At 38.8% G+C, this 22,308-nt stretch carries 23 protein-coding genes, 2 pseudogenes and 1 riboswitch; of the genes and pseudogenes, 5 read left to right on the top strand and 20 right to left on the bottom strand.

From position 1 onward, the window contains the following. Positions 1 to 214 precede the first annotated feature (214 nt). The 3 genes and pseudogenes from ACN6NE_RS06990 to ACN6NE_RS07000 form a co-directional block, all read right to left on the bottom strand. Positions 215 to 1,993: pseudogene (locus ACN6NE_RS06990) on the bottom strand (vitamin B12-dependent ribonucleotide reductase); the annotation flags it as partial. A gap of 372 nt (positions 1,994 to 2,365) precedes the next feature. Then, positions 2,366 to 3,154 (bottom strand): annotated as a pseudogene (locus ACN6NE_RS06995) (ribonucleotide reductase N-terminal alpha domain-containing protein); the annotation flags it as partial. Positions 3,155 to 3,466: 312 nt separating this feature from the next. Next, positions 3,467 to 4,300 carry a lipoate--protein ligase family protein gene (locus tag ACN6NE_RS07000; protein ID WP_013085005.1) on the bottom strand — a complete coding sequence of 278 codons (834 nt, stop codon included), beginning with the start codon at positions 4,298 to 4,300 and terminating at the stop codon, positions 3,467 to 3,469. A gap of 230 nt (positions 4,301 to 4,530) precedes the next feature. Here ACN6NE_RS07000 and ACN6NE_RS07005 point away from each other — a divergent pair, with 230 nt between their 5' ends. Beyond that, on the top strand, positions 4,531 to 4,914 hold the full coding sequence (locus ACN6NE_RS07005; protein ID WP_129704752.1) for a rhodanese-like domain-containing protein: 384 nt from the start codon (positions 4,531 to 4,533) through the stop codon (positions 4,912 to 4,914). 44 nt (positions 4,915 to 4,958) lie between these two features. Here the strand turns inward: ACN6NE_RS07005 and gcvPB are convergent, their stop codons facing one another. Genes gcvPB through gcvT form a run of 3 tightly spaced genes read right to left on the bottom strand, consistent with a single transcriptional unit; the run spans position 4,959 to position 8,897 of the window. After that, a complete protein-coding gene (gene gcvPB / locus ACN6NE_RS07010; RefSeq protein ID WP_129704754.1) occupies positions 4,959 to 6,437 on the bottom strand; it encodes an aminomethyl-transferring glycine dehydrogenase subunit GcvPB in 1,479 nt (492 codons plus the stop codon). Beyond that, complete coding sequence (gene gcvPA, locus ACN6NE_RS07015; protein WP_129704756.1) at positions 6,430 to 7,776, bottom strand: aminomethyl-transferring glycine dehydrogenase subunit GcvPA; 1,347 nt, start codon at positions 7,774 to 7,776, stop codon at positions 6,430 to 6,432. The genes gcvPB and gcvPA overlap by 8 nt, the downstream gene beginning before the upstream one ends. A gap of 20 nt (positions 7,777 to 7,796) precedes the next feature. Next, positions 7,797 to 8,897: a glycine cleavage system aminomethyltransferase GcvT gene (gene gcvT / locus ACN6NE_RS07020; RefSeq protein WP_129704757.1), complete on the bottom strand. Its 1,101-nt coding sequence runs from the start codon at positions 8,895 to 8,897 to the stop codon at positions 7,797 to 7,799. 212 nt (positions 8,898 to 9,109) lie between these two features. Next, positions 9,110 to 9,202, bottom strand: a riboswitch (glycine riboswitch). Positions 9,203 to 9,382: 180 nt separating this feature from the next. On the opposite strand from gcvT, the gene ACN6NE_RS07025 reads away from it, so the two are divergent. Both ACN6NE_RS07025 and ACN6NE_RS07030 read left to right on the top strand, forming a co-directional pair. Further along, positions 9,383 to 11,056, top strand: coding sequence for a DEAD/DEAH box helicase (locus ACN6NE_RS07025; RefSeq protein ID WP_129704759.1), 1,674 nt, complete (start codon positions 9,383 to 9,385; stop codon positions 11,054 to 11,056). Further along, entirely contained in the window at positions 11,043 to 11,867 is an 825-nt protein-coding gene (locus tag ACN6NE_RS07030) for a YqhG family protein (RefSeq protein WP_013059169.1), read from the top strand. Before ACN6NE_RS07025 ends, ACN6NE_RS07030 begins: the two co-directional genes overlap by 14 nt. A gap of 24 nt (positions 11,868 to 11,891) precedes the next feature. Here the strand turns inward: ACN6NE_RS07030 and ACN6NE_RS07035 are convergent, their stop codons facing one another. From ACN6NE_RS07035 to ACN6NE_RS07075, 9 genes are all read right to left on the bottom strand, one after another. Beyond that, positions 11,892 to 12,077 (bottom strand): YqzE family protein, encoded by a 186-nt coding sequence (locus ACN6NE_RS07035; RefSeq protein ID WP_013059170.1) that lies wholly within the window; start codon positions 12,075 to 12,077, stop codon positions 11,892 to 11,894. A gap of 43 nt (positions 12,078 to 12,120) precedes the next feature. Then, positions 12,121 to 12,495 carry a competence type IV pilus minor pilin ComGG gene (gene comGG / locus ACN6NE_RS07040; protein WP_129704761.1) on the bottom strand — a complete coding sequence of 125 codons (375 nt, stop codon included), beginning with the start codon at positions 12,493 to 12,495 and terminating at the stop codon, positions 12,121 to 12,123. Next, complete coding sequence (comGF, locus tag ACN6NE_RS07045; protein WP_129704763.1) at positions 12,485 to 12,922, bottom strand: competence type IV pilus minor pilin ComGF; 438 nt, start codon at positions 12,920 to 12,922, stop codon at positions 12,485 to 12,487. Before comGF ends, comGG begins: the two co-directional genes overlap by 11 nt. Beyond that, positions 12,919 to 13,257 (bottom strand): type II secretion system protein, encoded by a 339-nt coding sequence (locus ACN6NE_RS07050; protein ID WP_129704765.1) that lies wholly within the window; start codon positions 13,255 to 13,257, stop codon positions 12,919 to 12,921. Before ACN6NE_RS07050 ends, comGF begins: the two co-directional genes overlap by 4 nt. Further along, a complete protein-coding gene (gene comGD, locus ACN6NE_RS07055) occupies positions 13,241 to 13,723 on the bottom strand; it encodes a competence type IV pilus minor pilin ComGD (RefSeq protein WP_240702488.1) in 483 nt (160 codons plus the stop codon). The genes ACN6NE_RS07050 and comGD overlap by 17 nt, the downstream gene beginning before the upstream one ends. Then, entirely contained in the window at positions 13,665 to 13,976 is a 312-nt protein-coding gene (gene comGC, locus ACN6NE_RS07060) for a competence type IV pilus major pilin ComGC (RefSeq protein ID WP_129704769.1), read from the bottom strand. The genes comGD and comGC overlap by 59 nt, the downstream gene beginning before the upstream one ends. 14 nt (positions 13,977 to 13,990) lie before the next feature. Further along, complete coding sequence (gene comGB / locus ACN6NE_RS07065) at positions 13,991 to 15,037, bottom strand: competence type IV pilus assembly protein ComGB (RefSeq protein ID WP_013059176.1); 1,047 nt, start codon at positions 15,035 to 15,037, stop codon at positions 13,991 to 13,993. Next, positions 15,028 to 16,080, bottom strand: coding sequence for a competence type IV pilus ATPase ComGA (comGA, locus tag ACN6NE_RS07070; RefSeq protein ID WP_116073650.1), 1,053 nt, complete (start codon positions 16,078 to 16,080; stop codon positions 15,028 to 15,030). The genes comGB and comGA overlap by 10 nt, the downstream gene beginning before the upstream one ends. Positions 16,081 to 16,348: 268 nt before the next feature. Then, the gene (locus tag ACN6NE_RS07075) at positions 16,349 to 16,732 is read right to left on the bottom strand and encodes a Spx/MgsR family RNA polymerase-binding regulatory protein (protein ID WP_013059178.1); all 384 of its coding nucleotides are present in this window, start codon (positions 16,730 to 16,732) and stop codon (positions 16,349 to 16,351) included. A gap of 261 nt (positions 16,733 to 16,993) precedes the next feature. Here ACN6NE_RS07075 and ACN6NE_RS07080 point away from each other — a divergent pair, with 261 nt between their 5' ends. Further along, positions 16,994 to 17,230, top strand: coding sequence for a DUF2626 domain-containing protein (locus ACN6NE_RS07080; protein WP_013059179.1), 237 nt, complete (start codon positions 16,994 to 16,996; stop codon positions 17,228 to 17,230). 37 nt (positions 17,231 to 17,267) lie between these two features. Here the strand turns inward: ACN6NE_RS07080 and ACN6NE_RS07085 are convergent, their stop codons facing one another. Next, positions 17,268 to 17,900: an MBL fold metallo-hydrolase gene (locus ACN6NE_RS07085; RefSeq protein WP_474324975.1), complete on the bottom strand. Its 633-nt coding sequence runs from the start codon at positions 17,898 to 17,900 to the stop codon at positions 17,268 to 17,270. A 208-nt stretch (positions 17,901 to 18,108) separates the two neighbouring features. On the opposite strand from ACN6NE_RS07085, the gene ACN6NE_RS07090 reads away from it, so the two are divergent. Further along, positions 18,109 to 18,285: a DUF2759 domain-containing protein gene (locus ACN6NE_RS07090; protein WP_013059181.1), complete on the top strand. Its 177-nt coding sequence runs from the start codon at positions 18,109 to 18,111 to the stop codon at positions 18,283 to 18,285. A gap of 35 nt (positions 18,286 to 18,320) precedes the next feature. Here the strand turns inward: ACN6NE_RS07090 and ACN6NE_RS07095 are convergent, their stop codons facing one another. From ACN6NE_RS07095 to ACN6NE_RS07110, 4 genes are all read right to left on the bottom strand, one after another. Continuing rightward, complete coding sequence (locus tag ACN6NE_RS07095; RefSeq protein ID WP_129704771.1) at positions 18,321 to 19,223, bottom strand: M14 family metallopeptidase; 903 nt, start codon at positions 19,221 to 19,223, stop codon at positions 18,321 to 18,323. Between the two features lie 111 nt (positions 19,224 to 19,334). Then, a complete protein-coding gene (locus tag ACN6NE_RS07100; protein WP_474324977.1) occupies positions 19,335 to 20,303 on the bottom strand; it encodes an ROK family glucokinase in 969 nt (322 codons plus the stop codon). Positions 20,304 to 20,305: 2 nt separating this feature from the next. After that, the gene (locus ACN6NE_RS07105) at positions 20,306 to 20,512 is read right to left on the bottom strand and encodes a YqgQ family protein (RefSeq protein ID WP_013059184.1); all 207 of its coding nucleotides are present in this window, start codon (positions 20,510 to 20,512) and stop codon (positions 20,306 to 20,308) included. A 181-nt stretch (positions 20,513 to 20,693) separates the two neighbouring features. After that, positions 20,694 to 22,214, bottom strand: coding sequence for a rhomboid family protein (locus tag ACN6NE_RS07110; protein ID WP_129704775.1), 1,521 nt, complete (start codon positions 22,212 to 22,214; stop codon positions 20,694 to 20,696). Between the last annotated feature and the right edge of the window lie 94 nt (positions 22,215 to 22,308).

The raw sequence follows: 22,308 nt of genomic DNA on the forward strand, positions 1-22,308 counted from the left end.
GTGTTAATGTTTGATAATCTATGTGAAAAAAACGTGTAAATAAAGCGATGTCATAAGATAAAACTGGATAAAAGACATTCAATTAAAATCATACTACAATGCTTATTCAAATACAAGAACCGTTCGATCCCGCTTCTTATTTATGCCCCATTTTTATACATAATAAAAGCTGACTCGTTTGAGTCAGCTTTTACTAATCAATCATGATCAAAAATTAAAGGCCGCATTTCAGCTGTGCACCACAGTTTGTACATGTGTTGCATCCGCCCATTTCTTCTACCGTTCCTTGACGGCAAACCGGACAAGTATTGCCTACTTCAGAACCGATTGTTACATCAGTTGAACGAATTTCATTAATTATATCAACTAACACAACGTGCGATTTCGTTTCTTCTTTTGGCGCTTCAATTTCTTCATCAAACGTATTTTCTTCTGCTTTTAGCGTTAAGACTTGTGCATCACGGCTGCCGTCTACGTACACCGTACCGCCTTTTGCTCCGCCTTTATACAGACGCTCGTACACTTTTTGAACTTGCTCTACTGTGTAACCACGAGGAGCGTTTACTGTTTTACTAATTGAACTGTCAATCCAGCGCTGAATCACACATTGCACGTCCGCGTGAGCTTTTGGTGCAAGTTCCATAGCTGAAATGAACCATTCAGGAAGGTTATTTGGATCTGCTTCTGGATGCTGATCTAAATACTCTTGAACAATATCAGCTTTTACTTCAATAAATTTACCTAAACGGCCGCTTCGGAAGTATGAGAATGAGAAATAAGGTTCAAGACCCGTTGATACCCCAACCATTGTTCCAGTACTGCCTGTTGGCGCTACTGTTAATAAATGAGAGTTTCGGATACCGTTCTCTTTAATGTTTTCACGAATATCTTCAGGCATTTTTTTCATGAAGCCTGTATTTGTGAATGCTTCACGTAAAGAAGCCGTTTCAGCATCTGTTTCGCCCACTAAGAACGGGAAGCTTCCTTTTTCTTTTCCAAGCTCTACAGACGCGCGGTAAGCCGTCGTTGCAATTGTTTCAAACACTTTATCTACTAACTCATTGCCTTTGTCAGAGCCGTACTCTGTTTCACAATAAATAAGAAGATCGTGAAGACCCATTACACCAAGGCCAACACGGCGTTCGCCAAGCGCTTGCTTTTGGTTTTCTTCTAAGAAATAAGGAGTTGCATCAATAACGTTATCTTGCATTCTAACGCCTGTTTCAACCGTTTGACGTAACTTTTCAAAGTTAACAGTTTTCGTTTCTTTATCTGCCATTTGCGCTAGGTTAACAGCAGCTAAGTTGCAGACAGAGAATGGTGCAAGTGGTTGTTCACCACATGGATTTGTTGCAACAACGTGCTGACCATATGCTTGAGCATTTGTCATATCATTAGCATTGTCAAAGAAGAAAATGCCTGGTTCAGCTGAGTACGTTGCACAGATGTTAATTAAGTTCCATAGCTCTTTCGCACGGATAGTACGGTACGTACGAACTTTGTTTCCTTGTTTTGCCCACTCGCGCACATCGCCTACTTCGTGCCAGTTTTCATTGTAGTTAGCCATTTCTTCTTTTGAATAGCTTTCTACATCTGGGAATCGAAGTTCATATTCACCGTCGTTTTCAACAGCATCCATGAAATCTTTTGTTAAGCATACAGAAATGTTTGCTCCTGTTAAAAACTCTGAGTTATGAACGCTGTACGTTCCGCCGGTTTGCAGCTTTTCTTCTGCATCTTTAATGATTTTTTCGTTGAATCCACCAAGACCAGGAATTTGTTTATAGTTAATGATTCCTTGGTACATCGCTTCTTCAGACTCTGTTAGCGGCGTGAACTTCAATTTATCTTGCGCATGTTTTTTAATCATTTCGTCATTTGTGTTTTCAATTAAGAAACGTAAAATGCGAGGGTTTTGCATTTTAGAAATAATAAACTCTACAATGTCAGGATGCCAGTCGGCAAGCATGATCATTTGGGCCCCCAATTTGTTACTCTTCGTTAAGAAGGGTACGGTCATTTCTGCCGTACTCTTACACTTTCATGTAAGATCAGACTATATCATCAAAGAAGAAAATCCCTTTGTCTCGTGCCCCATAGCCACGTTGCCGTTTGCTATGGTTTACTCCTTCCTTTGCTTCCATCATAACACCTACTTTATTCACTAAAGTTTTATTACATTAGAACTTTTAGGAAGTTTCAATAGTCGTTGAACCTTTATCTTCGTTTCCAAAGACACTTGGCTGCTGATTGCCCAATCTTTCCTCTTTTCTAACCATCACGCTCATCGTTGCCGATCACGTTGTGGTGAAGAAAGCTCTAAGGGTGTTCCAGCAATTCACGAGATTACGTCGCCGGTTTGTTAACGACGCGACCCACCTTGCTCAACAAGATGCGTCAGTTTAGCAATATCATCTAACCATGAAACCGAACCAGATGATTTGCCGTTTACACCGCGAGCCAGCGTGTTGCGCGGGCGAAGAGTTGAACCATTCGTTCCAACACCGCCTCCACGGCTCATGATTTCCATTACTTGTTTGCGGTGTTCTGAAATACCTTCACGTGAATCTTTTACATAAGGCATTACGTAACAGTTGAAGTACGTTACGTCTGTATCAGCACCTGCACCGTAAAGAACGCGGCCAGCTGGTACAAAGTTTAGCTGAACAAGCTCTTGATAGAACTTTTCAAACCACTCTTTACGCTTTTCTTCTGTTTTTTCCACAGAAGCTAAGCCTGTTGCATTACGTTTTGCAATTTGCTCGTAGAAGACCTCTAGAGGCTTTTCAATGACATCCAGCGAACGAGTAATTAACCCGTTTTCTGCTTCTTCAGGCGATAAAGCACCTCTAAACTCATCTTCTACCTTGACAACAGCGGTCTTTTGCTCAAAATTAATGCTTTCCACATAGCCAAGTCCTCGTGCTGGAAATTTTGGATCTTCTTTTACAGTTAGAACAACAAAATCTCCTTCTGATAACGTCAATTTTTCCGTATCTTTAAAAGCATAGCGGTCTAACATTACCAATCTTGAAACACCTTTATGAGTCAACTTCATATCCGGTGTAATCGGATGTACTTGCGGAAAGCGTTCAATATCTGAATTGAGCTTTTCAACATTCATATTCACTTTTTGATTTAACAAAACAGTCATTCTCACAACTCCTTACCTATCGAACATCTATAAATTTATTAACTCTTTTTCCTTTTAAAGGAAAAAGAGTTTTTCAATCAACTATCAATAACTTACCACAGGGCTTGGACGAATTCAATATATAGTATTTGACACTTATTCAAACATCTACATATAGAAGAGTGTCAAGTGAAATATTTTTTTTTTCATAAAAAAAGTGTTTGACTTTTCTTCCCTATGTATTCTATTAGCCAAGAATTATTTCTAAAAATTCCAATAAAAAGTGCAACTTATAAGAAGTTGCACTTTTATCTATTTCCCATCGGCATCCGTTTAGCGCTTAAAGTTCCATTCATCCGATCCATACTTTGTGCGCGCTAGTTCTTCTACGTATGCTTCCTCTTCTTCAGACAGTGTATATGGTTCTAAATCGATATCAAGAGCCGAAGCAAATCCTTTATAAAACGCTTCTTTTGCTTCTTCAATAGAGATTTTGCGGCCAGCAATTGCATTGATGGCTACCGCTTTAGAACGAAATGCGCGCTGCATTCTTTCTTTCACGCGATCATTTGGATAATTAAACACGCTGAATAATTTATCTTCATCAATCTCTAACAGAATAGAGCCATGCTGTAGAATAACTCCTTTTTGTCTAGTTTGGGCACTTCCAGCAATTTTGCGGCCCTCTACAACTAGTTCATACCAAGAAGGAGCGTCAAAGCACACGGACGAACGAGGGTTTTTTAAGCTATTTTTTTCTTCTTCTGAACGAGGAATAGCAAAATAAGCCTCGAGCCCTAACGAACGAAATCCTTCCAGTAAACCTTCAGAGATTACGCGATATGCTTCTGTAACTGTCTTGGGCATGTTAGGATACTCTTCAGATACAATTACGCTGTAAGTAAGCTCTTCATCGTGAAGCACGCCCCTGCCGCCCGTTGGACGTCTTACAAAGCCTAGCCCTAATTCTTTTACTTTATCAAAGTTAATTTCTTTTTCAGCTTTTTGAAAATAACCGATTGACAGCGTTGGAGGGTTCCATCCGTAAAAACGAATCGTAGGTGGAATTTCTCCTTTACTATGCCATTCTAATAACGCTTCATCTAACGCCATATTGTAATAAGGCGAACGGTTGTTGGAATCAATAAATCTCCACTTTGCTTTCATCTACCTCATCCTCAGCTATATGTAATATAAAAAATAAATCCGTTTTTTAGTCTACCAAAAGATTGAGCTAAGGAAAAGCAAAGAGCAACATAAAACTGTGAATTCAAATGTGGTAGTTTTTTCATTTCCGGGAAGAAATCCGCTAGATTCAAGGCAAAATCGCTTTACTTCTAATTTCATTCACTTATATAATAAGAGTATGGATTTTGTCGAAGAAAGGAAGAATCAGCATGTCAGCAATTACAGCAGTACTCATTTTACTTGGAGTAATCATCATATACTCTGTCGTTATGTTCTTTTACCAACGTCGCATTATGAAAACGTTAACTGAGGAAGAATTCCGCAGCGGCTACCGCAAGGCACAGCTAGTTGATATTCGTGAACCGAATGAATTTGAAAACGGACATATTTTAGGCGCACGAAATATTCCTCTTTCACAGTTCCGTATGCGCATTAAAGAATTTCGTCCCGATCAGCCTGTCTACATCTATTGTCAAAGCGGAATGCGCACAGGACGTGCAGCACAAATGCTTCGTCGCCACGGTGTTCAAGAAATCTATGATTTAAAAGGCGGCTTCAAAATGTGGAACGGTAAAGTAAAAAAGAAAAAATAAGGGTATGTATATAGAAAAACCTCGCCTTTGGGCGAGGTTTTTTGTTAGACGTTTTGAACAGCCTGTTCTTTCTGATAGCGAAGAACTGGCTTTCTCGCTGCCAGCGTTTCATCAAGGCGCTTCACAACCGTTGTATGCGGAGCTTCCTGTACGACTTCAGGCGTTTCTTCTGCTTCTTTTGCAATTTGAATCATCGCATCGATAAACGCATCTAGCGTTTCTTTCGACTCCGTTTCCGTTGGTTCGATCATCATGCACTCTTCTACGATAAGCGGGAAGTAGATAGTCGGCGGATGATAGCCAAAATCAAGCAGTCGTTTCGCAATATCCAATGTGCGCACGCCAAGCTTTTTCTGACGTTTTCCTGATAAAACAAATTCGTGCTTACAGTGACGGTCAAACGGAAGCTCATAGTGTTCTGCTAAACGACGCATCATATAGTTGGCATTTAGCACAGCGTTTTCCGTCACGGCTTTTAAGCCGTCTGGACCCATTGAACGAATATACGTATAAGCGCGAACGTTGATACCGAAGTTGCCGTAAAACGGCTTTACGCGTCCAATTGACTGAGGACGGTTATAGTCAAAATGATAGCTTTGTTCTGTTTTCACAAGCACTGGTTTAGGCAAATACGGAATTAAATCTGCTTTTACCCCTACCGGACCAGAACCAGGACCGCCTCCTCCATGAGGCCCTGTAAACGTTTTATGAAGGTTTAAATGCACAACGTCAAACCCCATATCTCCAGGGCGAGCTTTACTTAATACTGCGTTTAAATTTGCACCATCATAATAAAGCTTTCCACCTGCTGCGTGAACAATTTCAGCCATTTCTAAAATATCTTCTTCAAATAACCCTAGCGTATTTGGGTTTGTTAACATTAAAGCGGCTGTATCTTCTCCTACTACGCGGCGTAAATCCTCTAAGTCCACTAAACCATGTTCGTTTGATTTTACCGTTACCGTTTCAAATCCCGCAACTGTTGCCGAAGCCGGGTTCGTTCCGTGAGCTGAGTCTGGAACAATGACTTTTGTTCGCTGCGTCTCACCATTTGCTTCATGATAGGCACGAATCATCATAAGCCCGGTCCACTCGCCGTGAGCACCTGCTGCTGGCTGAAGTGTTACTTCATCCATTCCTGTAATTTCTGTTAAATGCTCTTGTAAATCATATAAAAGTTCGAGAGCACCTTGAACCGTTTGCTCATCTTGAAGCGGATGAATATGCGCAAATCCAGCAATGCGTGCTGCTTGTTCATTCACTTTTGGATTATATTTCATCGTACATGAACCAAGCGGATAAAACCCTGAGTCCACTCCGTGATTTCGTTTTGAAAGCGCGGTGTAATGACGCATAATATCGAGTTCTGATACTTCAGGAAGCTCAGGAGCTTTGGTACGCACATACGCTTTTCCAAGCAGTTCTTCAGCATTTACTTGCGGCACATCTAACTCTGGCAATGAATAGCCGATTCGCCCTTCTTTACTGCTTTCAAAAATAAGTGATTGATTTTGATTAAGCATGAAGATCCCCCAATTCATTTACAAGTTGGTCAATTTCCTCTTTTGTACGGAGCTCTGTAAAAGCAAGCAGCATGTGATTTTCAAGCGCTTGGTTATCACGGCTAAGATCATAACCGCCAATTATTTTTGATGCTAATAAATGATTGTTTGCTTCTGTTACAGAAACAGGAAGCCTCACGACTAATTCGTTAAAAAACGGTCCTTCAAATGCTACATTTACCCCTTTTGCCTTTAACACTTCATATGCATAATGCGTTTTTGATAAGTTTTGCAGCGCCATTTCTTTTACACCTTGCTTGCCTAAAGCTGTCATTGCAACTGATGCCGCTAAAGCATTTAACGCTTGATTTGAACAAATGTTAGACGTCGCTTTATCGCGGCGTATATGCTGTTCACGCGCTTGAAGGGTTAAAACAAACCCTCGCTTACCGTTTTCATCTACCGTTTGCCCTACTAATCGCCCTGGAATTTTTCGCATAAGCTTAGACGTAGTTGCAAAGTATCCGCAGTGCGGGCCTCCAAATTGACTCGGAATACCAAATGGCTGTGCATCTCCGATGACAATATCAGCTCCGAATTCTCCAGGAGGCGTAAGTAAACCTAACGATAAAGGATTACTTGAAACCACAAACATGCATTTTTCTTGATGAGTAATTTCTTCAATTTCTTTTAACGGCTCGATTTGTCCGTAGAAATTGGGGTATTGGACAATAACAGCTGCCACGTCACTTCCCATCTCTTTTTCTAATGCAATCATATCTGTTACTCCGTCTGCTGCAGGGATTTCTACCACTTCAATGTATTGACCCTTCGCATACGTTTTTAAAACATCTTTTGACTCAGGGTGAACAGCCGCAGAGACAAGTACTTTTTTCTTTTTTGTTTGACCCGCACTGAGCATAGCAGCTTCTGCTAAAGCAGTTCCTCCGTCATACATAGAAGAATTAGCCACGTCCATCCCCGTTAACTCACAAATCATCGTTTGAAATTCAAAGATGGCCTGAAGTTCTCCTTGAGAAATTTCTGGTTGATACGGAGTATAAGCCGTATAAAATTCCGAACGAGAAATAACATGATCAACAATAACCGGCATGTAATGATCGTAAACTCCTGCTCCTAAAAAAGAAGCATAGTCTTTTAAATGAGCATTTTTAGCAGCCATACTATTTAATTCTTTTAACAGCTGAGGCTCTGAAGCCGCTTTTTTAATATTGTATTCTCCTTGAAAACGAACGCGCTGCGGAATATCTGAAAATAAATCATCAACAGATGAAACACCAATTGCTGCTAACATTTGCTGCTGATCTTGTTCTGTCATTGGTAAATAGCGATGTAACATGTTAAATTCCTCCCCAAAGCTTACTTTGAACGTTTATAAAAAGGTGTTGAAACCACTTTTGCTTTTAAGCGTTTTTTTCGAACCTGCACTTCCACTTCTTGACCAAGCTCTGAATACTCTGCAGATAATAGCGCTAAACCGATGTTTTTCTTTAGTGTAGGTGACTGTGTCCCTGTTGTCACAAACCCAATTTGCTCTTCACCTGCAAATACTTCGTAACCGTGTCGTGGTATACCTTTATCAATCATTTCAATTCCCACTAACTTACGGGATGCTCCGCTTTCACGCTGTTCTTTTAGCACTTCTTTTCCAATAAAGCTGTCTTTGTTCGTTTTCACTGCAAATCCAATTCGAGCTTCAATGGGCGTAATATCTTTTGAAAGCTCTTGGCCATATAAAGCCAAAGTAGCTTCAAAACGAAGCGTATCGCGAGCTCCTAATCCGCAAGGCAACACACCTTCATCACTGCCTGCTTCTAAAATAGCCGTCCACAAGTGAGAGGCATCAGCTGAAGAACAATAAATTTCAAAGCCATCTTCTCCGGTGTACCCAGTACGTGAAACGAGAGCTTTTACATTGGCTACTTCTACATCATCAGCAAATGTAAATGGCTTTAATAAAGATAAATTTTCGTTCGTTAAAGTTTGTAAAACTTTTTCTGCTAAAGGACCTTGTAAAGCTAGCTGCGCAGTTTCATCAGATTGATTAACGAGCGTTACATCTCCTTGTTTGTGAGACACCAGCCACTCATAGTCTTTTTGAATATTAGCAGCGTTTACGACTAGCAAATACTCTTGATCTGCTTTTTTATAAATCAGCAAATCATCTACCGTGCCTCCGTCTTCGTAACACATAGCCGTATACTGCGCTTTTCCATCTACAAGGGTAGAAACGTCATTTGTCATCGTGTGCTGAAGAAAAGCTAAGCTATCAGCTCCTGTTACAAGAATTTCTCCCATATGAGAGACATCAAAAAGGCCTGCCCTTGTACGTACAGCTTCATGCTCTTCTTTAATAGAAGAAAATTGAACGGGAAGAGCCCATCCGCCAAAATCAATTGTTTTGGCACCATATTTTTGATAGGTATCATAAAGCGGCGTTTTGTGTAATTCTGTTGTCATATTCATGTCCTCCTCTTTTTCACGTGAAACTTTTCATAACGGGGAGTTTTCAAATAGTGTGGGGATCACTATGTATCCAAACAAAAAAGGACAGAAAACCCCCTACTGTATTTAGTAGGAAGTCTCTGTCCTTTTCACCTGAAAGTTTACCTATAAATAAATAGGTTTGCCTCGTGGGTGGTCTATAAACGCATAGACACTCTCCAGAGCTGCGTCAAACAAGAGTCTTTTTGCCTGAGAGATTCACAATTTTATTGCTTGCTCCTTCGGCGCTACATTCAAGTAGTCTCTCCCCGTGTCGTCATTCGCTTCTATAAAGTTGGTAAAGTTGGGCATACTACTGAAAGATGTATCTATCTTTATTCACACAATCATTTGTAAAGTGCTAATCTATTTTCTTTTTCAAATTTTCTAAATATATTTTTATCCTACCTGATTCTTATCATTTGTTCAATAAAAATTTTTTACAAAGGAGCATTTTTATCATGAAAGTGAAATTAAACATCGATGAAACATGGGAAGCGGCCTTCTCAACTAAATTGGAGCAAGACGGCCCTTGGTCTGCGTGGGATTTGTATAAACTTGCCTATGAAATAGAAGACCAAACGCTTATTTCAGAATTTGAAGGACTGCAAAGCCCAAAACATCTAGCCGATTTAACGCCGCTTCCTCATCAGCTCGAAGTAGCCAAACAAGTAGTTGAAACAATGAATGGGAAAGCCATTTTAGCAGATGAAGTAGGACTGGGGAAAACGATTGAAGCAGGGTTAATTTTGAAGGAATATATGATTCGCGGACTTGTTAAAAAAGTTCTCATTTTAGTTCCAGCTTCGCTTGTTTCGCAGTGGGCTATGGAATTGAATCAAAAATTTTATATTCCCGCAGTCCCTCAAAGAAAATCATATGTGTGGGATCAGTGTGACATCGTTGTGTCTTCAATTGATACAGCAAAACGTTCTCCTCATCGAGAAATTGTGCTAGAACAAGACTACGACCTCATCATCATTGATGAAGCTCATAAACTTAAAAACAACAAAACAAAAAACTATGAATTTGTGCAAAGTCTAAAAAAGAAATTTTGTCTGTTGCTAACCGCAACACCGATTCAAAATCGAATTGAAGAAATTTTTAACTTAGTCTCTCTTTTAAAGCCTGGCCATCTCGGCAATAAAGACTATTTCGAAAAATTATTTTCCGCTAAAAAACGCTCTTTGCAAAACGATGAACACTTAAAAGAGCTTGTTAACAAAGTTATGATTCGAAATCGCCGCCACGATACGGGTATCGAATGGACGAAGCGAATTGTTCAAACCATTCCTGTTGAATTCTCGCCAAAAGAACGGGAGCTATACGATGCAATTACGTCTTTTAAAGGAAACGGACTGCACCCTTCAAGCGCTTTTTCAATTTTAACCCTGCAGCGAGAGGCCTGCAGCAGCCGTGAAGCGGTGTATATGACATTAAAAAACATGCTGGAACGTCAGGAAGATCCAAACAGCGCATTAACAGAACATATGATTACTCCGTTAATGGAACTACTTCAGCAAGTGCCGCAAAATGCAAAAGCAGAAAAAGTGCTGGAGCTCGTTCAGAAAATTGATGATAAAGTCATTATTTTTACTGAGTACAGAGCAACTCAACTGTATTTACAGTGGTATTTAAAACAGCATGGAATTACCTCTGTACCTTTTAGAGGCGGATTTAAGCGAGGTAAAAAAGACTGGATGAAGCAGCTTTTTGAAAGCCACGCGCAAGTATTTATTGCCACTGAAGCAGGCGGAGAAGGAATCAATCTTCAGTTTTGTCATCATATCATTAACTATGATCTACCGTGGAATCCAATGCGTCTAGAACAGCGAATTGGAAGGGTCCATCGTTTAGGTCAAAAACATGATGTTCACATTTACAATTTAGCCATTCAACATACGGTCGAAGAACATATTTTAAAATTGTTATACGAAAAAATAAACCTTTTTGAACGAGTTGTTGGAGAGCTAGATGATATTTTAACAAAGCTTGATTTGAAAAATATCGAAGAGCATATTCAGGATATTTTATTTCATTCACGGAGTGAAGGAGAAATAAAAATCAAAATGGAGAACTTGACGTCTATTATTCAATACGAAGACAGCGAGGAGGATCAGCATGCAGCAAACTGATATTCATCAATTTTTAAAGCGTTATTTTCTAGCTAATAATTGTTCTATTGTCACAGAAACATCTTCTTACCTGACGGTTCAATTAACGATTGAACTCGATAAAGAATTGATGAATCGTCCATTTTATTGGCACTATATTGAAAAGACGGGAGGAGAAGCAACTCCTGCTTCGCTCACTTTCATTACAGACCCAGCATTTGAAGACGATTCCGTTCAAGGAGAACGAATTCATTTCGGTTCACCTAGGCTGCACCAAATTTTCGCTTCTACTCAAAAACTAGGCGGGTTTATTCACTTGTATGAACAAGTTGCATCGGCTCAGCCAACAAATCAGCCTTTACACCCTTGGCTTGCATTAAATATTAAAGTCTCATACAAATGCGATCGTAAAAAAGATGAGCTCTTGTCGCTTGGCATTAATTTAATCAATGGACAGATTATTGAATCATTTCATGAATTAATCATTAATCAAAATTTGTCATCTAAAATCTCAGACTATTGCTTTACTCTCTCACCTTTTATTAAACCTAAAAGTGCCATCGCACGACTCACATCATATGTGACTGACTATGTTAAAGCTCAGCCAACTGAATGGGCTGAAAAAGCGCAGGAGAGATGGTATGAAGACTTAGCGCTTCTTGATCATTTTTACGAAACAGCAGAAGAGCTGCCAGAAATATATATGACCGAAAAAACAGCGCTTCAAGAACTGTACGAGCCGACTATCTTGTTTAAGTTTATAAACGGTGGCTTATTTTACATATCGCCTGAAACGATGTCTCGTCAATTTAACAAAACACAAGCCGGTTAAAAAAAAGATGAGCATATGATATGCTCATCTTTCTTTTTTCTTTCGATACCACAGCATAAACGACAGCGGAATCATTCCAAACCATCTGTTTGCAAAAGGTGCTCGCTCTTCTTTTTTTTGAATCTTTTTCGTTTTCCTCTCTTCTTTTGGCTGATCCATATATTGTACAAATTGCTGAGTCATATATTTTACATAATCATTCGTTTTCATATAATCATCTCCTCAGCACTATTATATCCGGAGAGAAAGAGACTTAATCCGTCCACTTCACAATGTGCTGATCCTTTTTTTGAATATATGCCGTTTCCGTCAATGCTCTTCCTTGCAATGTTTGACACTTTATTTTTAGAATAATCATCTGTTCATCTTCACTTACTACTTCGTATGAAACCGTACCAGTTTCTAATACTAAAGATGCAGATGGAGATGTATTATGTTCTTTTATTTCTTTTTTTACATGTACAACTGCGTTTTCTAAAAGTTGCTGCAGACGATTTTTCTGCTCTACTTCTTGATAAAATGAACTTTTCGTCACAAAATAAGTGGTTTGCTGAGCTACTAACAGAAGAAAAAGCGCACAAAATGCCAAAACAACCGGGAGAATAAATCCTTGCTCATTATGTTTCATGAGCAAGCATCAAAAACGTCGTAATGGTTTCTTCTCTAACTTTGTTAACACCGTCTGTTGAACGAATCAACAGCCTTTCTTTTTGCTGTTCATACATAATATCCTTAATGTGCTGCAGCACAACTTCATGACCGCTTTCATCCACTCGTCTTCTTATCTTGTCTTCGTAGCGTTCATAAGTGATGATCTGATTATCTTCCATTTTCAACGTAAGCGTAGTCGCATGAATTCCCACTTCTTTTGCTTCTCGATATTCCATAGCAAGTTGATTCACAAAAATTTCCCACTCCATTTCATTCATACTAAAATCCGGATTATATGTTTGCTTAGCTAGCGGAATGATAATGGGAAAAAATGAAACAATGATCAAAAAAAGAGTAAAACTGACTAACATCTCTACAAGCGTAAAGCCTTTTTCCCTTTTCACTTCAACATCACATCACACTTCTTTTTCATTTTCTCAGCGGAATCTGTCCATTCTACACAAAGCTTTTGAGCACTTTCTCCGTTCCACTTCAGATAAAACGCAACGTTTTCTTTTACGATTTTTTCTCGCCGTTTATATCCTTCTTCATATTTATATTTCAATAGCTCTTCGTGCAAGATAGCATCAGCTTGATACGAAACATATTGCTTCTTTTCTGCTTCCTTCATCTGAACATACAAAGGAATAATTGTACCGGTTAGGAGTAAAAGCATGCTAAATGAAACAAGCATTTCTAACAAGGTGTAGCCCTGCTGACCCTTACATCTTGTCCACATAAAAACGCCCTCTGCCTATTTGAAAAGTAACTTTATATTTAAATTTTTGATTGCTGATAAAAATGGTCTTCGCTTGAGAAATATTGCCGTTTTTGTTGTATTGTATCGTGGAATTGCCGCTTCCAAACGTGATATGAATGGTGGAGTCATAAGCGCGCTTATAAAGAACGGCACGAGAATCAGAAACAATATATTCTGTTTCCTTCGGTGCGAAGTTAATTTTAATTGGAGATTCTCGGTTCATGGCTGTCTGCTGCACATAAAACGTGTCGCTTTGCAGCTGTCGCAAAAATAATGTGATTTTGTAATATTCCACAAGCGGACGAATGGCTACAATAATGGAAAACATCATCACTTGCACAATAAATAAAACCATCAGCATCTCAATGAGGGTAAATCCTTTTTGCTTAAGAAGAACCACTAGCTGTAACCTTTCCGGTACCGTCAACTTGAATGGCTTGACCATTTGGACACACGGTGCCTTCTTTTAAGTAGCCGCCTGCTTCAAGCTCTTCTAGACTTGGTTTTTCGCCATTTTCAAGTTCGTATACTTGTACCTCAGCCTCTACGGTTTTGACAAGAGCTGAGCAGCCTTTGTTGTTAATAACCGTATTATGCTTTAATACATTTGGAATCATAATGAGCAAAAGCACGGTAATAACGAGCATAACAATGAGCATTTCAATAAGGGTAAATCCTTTATCACCTTTTAGAATCATATTCTTTCACCTTTCTACAAGCTCGACATCACTTCTAACATCGGAAGCATAACGGACATATACATAAGCAGAATGACAATTCCGATGAATAAGAATGTAAGCGGCTGTACATATTTTAAAATACGAAAAATAAACTGTTCCATTCTTTCCATCATAAATAGACTGTAATCATACAGTTCTTGAGAAAGCTCACCGTTCTGCTGGCCATGCACAATAACTTGAGCCAAGTCTTTTTCATAATGAGATTTACCTGAAACGATATGATCTAATCGCATTCCTGAGGAAAGTTGATCTGTAAAAGCAAAAGCTTCCACTTGAAAAAACGGATGATGCTCTTGCTTTTGAAAAAGAGCAAAGCATTCATAAATAGATAAACCACCATTTAGTAAATTGCTCATATGAACAGAAAAAAAGTACGAGTTAAATAGCCGTGTGAACGTTCGGATAACGGGAACTCTCATAAAAAGCTGCATTTGAACTACTGGAGGCAATTTTTTAATATAAATCACATAAAACAAATAAAGGATGATTGGCATACTGATGACTGCAGGTAACACAAAAGGAAAGAACGACATCGCCTGCATAAATAAGAGAATAAACGAAGACTGCTTGTTTCCAAAGGATAAATACAGAGCTTCAAACTGTGGAAGTAAAACCGTACTTAAAACAAATAAAATGGAAAGAATAAACAGCAGTAGCAATACGGGGTATTGAACAAGTTTTTGAAATTTTTTACGATGCCTTACTTTTTCTTCAATCATTGAGCTGCTTTCTTTTAAAGCAAATTGAAGATTTCCATGCTGTTCCGCAAAATATAAATAGCTTAAAATATCGCGGTGAAACTGAAGTTTAACAAAAGCATCGTGCAAAGATTCTCCTCGTTTTAACTGCTCAAGACATTTTTCAATATCCGTTTTTTCTTTGTTAGATACTTGAAACGTCAAAAACGAAAGAGCTTGAGAAAGAGTGTAGCCTTTTTCCAAAAGCTTAGAGACCTGCTTAAGAATTTTTGCTTGCTGAGCAAGAGACCACCTTTTTTGTCTATTTGTCTTCACCCCCATCCGTCTAGCGAATGCGGATATAAATAGCCTAGCGCGATTCCTTTTAGAATCACATCTCGGAGCGTCTTATAATCATAATCCGCATTTTCTCCTTTCACTTCTCTCATCACTGCGCTAAGTTCCTTGCCATAAAGCAATTCGTATATGCTGGACTGACGATGCTTCCTCATTTTTTTACAAGCGGGGTGGCACTTTCCGGAACACAGCGGACAGCGAATTTCTACAAGGCGCTGTGCAGCTACTGCTACAAGAGTCTGTTCCATTTCTTGAAAGCTAACGCCAAACTCAAGCAGCCTGTACAAAGATCCTTTTGTATCTTTAGTATGCATCGTTGTCAAAACCAAGTGTCCGGTAAGCGCTGCTCTCACAGCAATTTTGGCAGTCTCACTATCTCTTATTTCTCCCACCATGATAATGTCTGGGTCATGGCGCAATATAGCTTTTAAACCAGTCGTGTACGTAATCCCCGCCCGTTCATTTACCTGTACTTGAAGCACAGTTTCACTCGGTTTTTCAATAGGATCTTCTAGTGTAATAACATTTCGATTAAAAAGGTGCTTTACTTCGTGTAAAAGAGTATATAGAGTAGTGGTTTTACCTGATCCTGTAGGACCGGTAAAAATAATTAATCCATGAGAGAATTTCAAGAGAGAAATAAGCTTTTTAGTGTGTTCAGGAAAAAGAGATAAATGTTTGAGAGATGTAGATTGTTGATGAGGCAAAAGCCGAATAACAAGACTTTCATCATGAGAAGTAGGAAGAGTTGATAAACGCAAATTTACTTGATAGTGATCAATGGAAGTGGTCAATGCACCATTTTGAGGTTTTCTGCGCTCGCCAATATCCATTCCCCCTAAAAATTTAAAATGCGAAATGAGCCGTTCAGACATTTCCTTTGAAATAACCCTCTTTAAAATAAGCTCCTGGTCAATTCGCAGCTGAATCACAGCATCTTTCTTTCGGGGCACAATATGCACATCAGAACTTCGGCACTCACATGCATCTCGTATAACGTAAGTAGCAAACTGTTCAATTTCGGTCAAACGATCATCACTCCTTTATTTGTATTAAAGATGTTTGGTAAAACATCTAGAAACAGTAATTTCGACCTTTTTCGAGATTTTCCTCCTTCTTTTTTCATTTTTTATAATTTTTTAGTATACGCTTCTTTTCTTGGCTTCAGTCCTTCTACACGATGTACAACTTCTGTACACCTCTAAACGACTACATAAAAAAAGACAACGTGATGTAAAACTCTACGCTGTCGTTTTATTCGTTATTTACTGAATTGAGCTTCTTCATCATGTACGCTTACACAACTAGAGAAGCAAGACTTGTTTTTTTCTTGACTAAATTTTTAAGAGCAGATTCGTTATAGCCTACTACAAGCTTTTTGCCATCTGTTAAAATTGGTCGGCGAAGCAAACGAGGATGTTCAATTAATAGATTGACCACTTCTGATAGTGTCATGCTATCCACATCAACATTTAACTTTTTATATTCTTGACTTCTTTTAGCAAGAAGTTCATCCATCCCTTCTGTTGTCATAGAAAGAAGTTCAAGCATTTCTTTATGAGTAGGTGTTTCTCTAAATAAATGACGCTCTTTAAAATTTACATCTTCCTTCACTAGCCACTTTTTCGTTTTACGACAAGATGTACAGCTCGGGTACGTATAAAATTTAATTTCTTCCATATGAAACCCTCCCGTTTTTTAGTTATAGATTGTTTATATACATTGTACATGTTTTGTATAACTTTTGTATAGTATTTTACACATGTTTTGTATAACTTTTTTTCTTCTGTCGTATTTCAAGGAAAAGATAGCGTTTTCAGGAAAGAAAGGATGTATTATAATGGAAAAGTATCGATATAGTTTCATAAGTGCTTTCTAGTGCTTACACAGCGATGACATTCATCATGACACTAACTAAGTTTGATAAAGGAGGAAATGGACGTGGAACGAATGTACCGTGTAATGGGGTTCTGGACAGCAATTTTCACTGTAATGTTTTACCTCGGTCACATGCATAAGACTTCTTTACTCTTTTTAGCTCAAACAGGCTTTTTTGTAATTCTTAGTTATTTAAAGCTGTCTGAAAGAATGTACATTTACGTTTTCGGCGCATATTTGACCGTCTTTTTTGTGGGGTTCACGTACTGGTCAACTTTTATGATGACACCAGGACAGTAAAGAGAAAAGCGATGGGCTTCCATCGCTTTTTGTATTCTTAAAAACCATTTAGGAAAGGATTTTGATCCATTTCGTGTGCCACAGTTGTTTCAGGTCCGTGACCGCTTAATACAAGCGTATCTTCTGGAAGGGACAGCAATTTCGATTCGATGCTTTCTAACAGCTGAGCTTGATTGCCTCCAGGTAAATCTGTGCGTCCAATGCCGCCTGCAAAAAGCGCGTCACCAGATACTACAAAGTTACCCGGTTTGAAATAATATGAAACGCTGCCAGGAGAATGGCCAGGCGTTTCGTACACCTCAAATTGGAATGAGCCAATTGTTAAATTGCCTTCGATTGAAATAATATCGGTTGCATCTGGAGCCGTAATTTCTCCTAAATCAAAAAATTTCGAACCGTTTAAATCACTATTATGAAGCCATTCTTTTTCATTTTTATGTACATAAAGCGGGATAGAGTAGTGATTCATTACTTCATCTACTCCTCCAATGTGATCAAAATGAGCGTGTGTCAGCAAAATAGCCAACGGTTTATACGTTTGTTTTTCTAGAAATTCAACGAGCTGTTTTCCCTGAGCTCCCGGGTCAAAAACTAAACACTCTTTTTTTTCGTTAGCAACGACATAACAATTCGTTTGAATAGGTCCTAGCGGTATACGATGATAGTTCATAATGTGTCCTCCTTGTAAAATTTATTTCTGTTATATGCATTATCATACACACATCATCTTATAAATGAAAGTAAGGACCTTTCTAAGCTAATAAGGCGAAAGAAAGATTGGTTTTCATCTCGACAAACGGTTAGAAAAGTTTTACAATTAAAGGGATAAGCTAATGATAGCGCTTTAATTTTAAGTTGCCTAAAGGAGGTTTCTTCGAGTGGGTCTTATGATTATTTTTGCACTAACAACATTGCTAGGCGTATTTGCAGCTATTTCATCTTTTAGAAATAAAAACATATTAGGCATTGGTTTTTCGGTACTAACATTCGGGGTATTCGGATGGTTTACCGTGATGACCATTATACATCACGGTTATCCGGCGGTACATCATTAAAAAAGCCACGCAAAGCATATGCTTTGCGTGGCTTTTCAAATAGATAGATATTCCATTGCCGCAACTAAAATAGCCTTGGTCGGATTATATACGCGTGATATTTGAGATAGAGGCAGCGGATTAATTCCTTTCCCCAGTTCTAAGGTGAACCCTAGCTTTTTCTTTTCTAAGATAAACCAATCCTTAAATCCAGCGTGACTATCAATCGTTTTGACTGCTTTATAACCGCTTACCCTTTCAAAATAACTGGCTATTTCCTTCGCTTCCGTCGGCTCTTCATTCATATACCCCCAGTAAAATTCTTCTCCTTGGGTATGTAAAGCAATCACACAATCAAAATCATGACGCTCAACGAGTTTTACCATTGCCTGCGCTTCAGGTTCAGACAGAGATTCATAGCCTGGAAAGTCCCGATAATGCGGAGCTTTAGGTTCTTTGCGCTTTTTTTCAATTTCCCAATAAGCCGGAAACTGATTATTTAAGTCTACCCCTCGGATATTTGCTTTCCAGCTTTGAAAATCAGGGAAATCTCTTCCTATTTTAGAAAGAAAAGACGCATAAGGTTCACTTACAGCAGGACCTTTTAAGACCAGATCTACTCCGTCTGGATTAACAATTGGAACCGCAGAAAGCGTAATTTGATTAAAAAGAGCTCTTGCTTCCTGCCCGTTCAACGCCTGGTCGTAATGAAGAGCAGCTAAATAATCTTCAACAAACTGTAGAAGAACATTTGTCGTAATCCATTCATTGGCATGAAAAGACGCATTAATATGAACCTTTCTTTCTCCGTTTCCAATTAAAATATGAGGAATCGGCTTTCCAAGCACGCTGCACCCTATCCATTCAAGAGAACCATAGGGGTAGTACGTCAAAAGTGTTTGGATATCTTGTATTGTTCGCATGTAATCGTAGGGCTTTTGGATATCTACAATTTGCATAATCTTCACTCCTTTACACTATGTATATGTAAAGATTGAAAAGATGCATGATAAAAAAGCGCTTTGACTAAATGTCAAAGCGCTTTTTTATCTCAGTTAGATTCTTGCTTATTATTCAAAATAAGATTTAACTAACCAAGCTCCTCCAATAATTCCCGCATCGTTTCCTAAAGTAGCGATTGCTAGCTCAGCACCTTGCGCTACGCGAGGAAATGCAAAACGTTTGAAATAATCTCTTACCGGTGCAAGTAATACCTCGCCTGCACGAGACACACCGCCGCCTAGAACGATCTTCTCAGGGTTTAATGCATTAGCAGAGTTTGCTAGTGCTAGACCTAAATGAAAAGCAACTTTACCTACAACATGCATAGCTAACTCGTCTTTTGAACGAGCTGCATCAAATACATCTTTAGATGTAACTTGTCCCTTTTGTTCTAACACTGTGCGAAGCTCACTTGGTTTGTCCGTTTCCGTTAATTCTTCCATTGTTAAACGTACAATTCCAGTTGCTGAAGCAATTGTTTCTAAACAGCCGGTTTTGCCGCAGTTACACGGTGCCCCGCCTTCAGGAATAGAAGTAATGTGCCCGATCTCACCAGCGGCTCCATTTACGCCTTGTACAATTTCACCGTTTGCAATGACGCCACCGCCAACGCCTGTGCCAAGCGTAACGCAAAGTAAATCTTTTGCTCCGTCTCCAGCACCCTTCCACATTTCTCCAATCGCTGCAATGTTTGCATCATTGTCTACTACAACAGGAAGAGAAGTTTCTACTTCCAAGATATCTTTGATAGGGAATTTTTCCCAACCTAAATTGACAGCTACTTCAATCGAACCGTTTGCAAAGTTGACAGGCCCCGGTGCACCAATACCAATTCCTACTAACCTTGATTTTACTTCTCCAAGATCGTTTAACTTTTTATCAATTGCTTTTGCAATATCCGTTGGAATTTTACGGCCTTGCTCGCTCACATCCGTATTAATTTCCCACTTGTGAATGATTTCTCCATAATGATTAATAAAGGCCATTTTTATTGTTGTACCGCCTAAATCAACTCCAACTAACCATTTGTCATCCATGTTCATTCATCCTTTTTCTCTTTTTGTTGTTTTAACTCTCGACGAAGCAAAAGAATTGCCATTTGGTAATCACGTACATCAATCAAGTTAGACTGATATAACTCTTTTACTTCCGCTTCCATCAGCTCTAAATCAGCAATACGATCACCCACGTATATAAAAATGCCGAAGGACTTTAATAATTGTTGTACATCATATAACGTATTCATTCTGTCACCTTTATCCTATTTTCTAGGTGATATGATTCATTTATTTTGAGATAACTCAACAGTCATTCAGTCATAAACAGCGGCCGTATTTAACGCCCACTGCTAGGTCTACATATTAATATTCTAGTAAACGTTCTCACAATAGTAAAGTATAAAATATTAAATTCGTCATTCAACAGTTTTAATTTTCTAGCTCTCGCTTCAGCTTTTCGTATTTTTCATTTTGCGGTTCAAGCGCAATTGCTTTATCGATATTTTGTGTGGCCGCTGGAATATCATTCAGTTTCATATTCACCAGAGCTAAATTGTAATACGCCTCATGAAAAGTTGAATCATACTTTACAGCCTGATTCAATTGCTGTTTAGCTTCTTTATAATTTTCAAGATAAAATTCTGCGCTAGCACTGACGAAATACACGTTACTATTTCCTGTTCCTTTTTCAACAAAAAGCTTAATGGCATCTTTTGCTTCTTCATACTGCTTCTGCTGAAGATACGTAGCCGCTACGCTGAGTGCATAGGGCTCATCTTGATAAACAGAACGCTCATGATATCCATAAAAAAGCAGACTTCCTACTAATAAAAGCGTGCAAATGAAAGCCGGAATCTGAATATACAGCTTTTTTTGTTTCGGTAAACTGACGATGCTCGCAGCTAAAAATCCGCCAACCAAACCGCCAATATGCCCTGCATTATCGACGTTCGGCGCAACAAATCCAAAAATCAAGTTAATCACAATGATTACAATAAAACTCGATCCCATTGTTCGAAAAAAGAAGCGTGGATTTGTTCTTGCTAAAAACAGTAAAGCTCCAAAGCAACCGAAAATGGCCCCTGAGGCTCCTGCGGAAATAGACGTATTCCATATAAAACTTCCTAGAGATCCTGCAAACCCGGCAAATATATAAATAAAGACAAAACGCCCGCTGCCATATATCCTCTCTACAAGCGTTCCTAAATAATACAGGGCTACACTATTCATAAGCACATGCAGAAGTCCTATATGCAAAATTATAGGTGTAAAAAAACGCCACCATTCGCCTTCCATAATTAAGGGGTTGTATTTAGCACCGTATTGAATCAGAGTGAGCGTATTTTGTGTACTGCTCTTCCACTCCAGAAATAGAAACATTAAGATTTGCAGCGCTAAAAATATATATGTAAAAATAGGCTTCCCGTATCCAGCTATTTGCTGTTCTTCGCTTTGTTTTTTCTGTACAAAAAGCACAATTTTATGTTTCCACTGCTCTATTCGCTGTGCTTCTTCTTCGGAAGAGAAATTGTCTGCGCTTTCTAATGTAAGACCCAGCCGTTCGAATAGAGGTTCATAAGCGCTTGCTTTCTCTGCCGTTAGTTGTTCAACGTAACTATTCACTTTAGAGGGACTTGGCTCACTTTCTAAGGACTGCTCTGTATAAAAAGGATCAAAATCAGCAAAGTAAATCGTGTTAAGAGTAATCGTTGACTTACCTCTCTGCTTCCGCACATTCTCAGCTCTTTGTAATGCATATAATACATCTTTTTGCTGCTCAACGGCTGATTTAAAATTCCGGCGGACTATGCGGACAATTGACTTATCTTTGCGATGCGAAGATTGAAACCATAGCTCTGAAGCATCAGCTTTCATCGAAATCAACTCATATGAAGAATGGCCAAGCAATTGCTGTGCCAGCTGCAAATAATAAAAATCTTGCCTAGACAAATAGTCACCTCCTCATACTCTCTATATGTAAAGATGGCAGAAAGCCAGGAAAAAAGCAACGATTTTCCCTTTTTCTTTTTCTACAAAAAAACAC

The sequence above is a fragment of the Priestia sp. 53B2 genome (genome assembly GCF_056099005.1).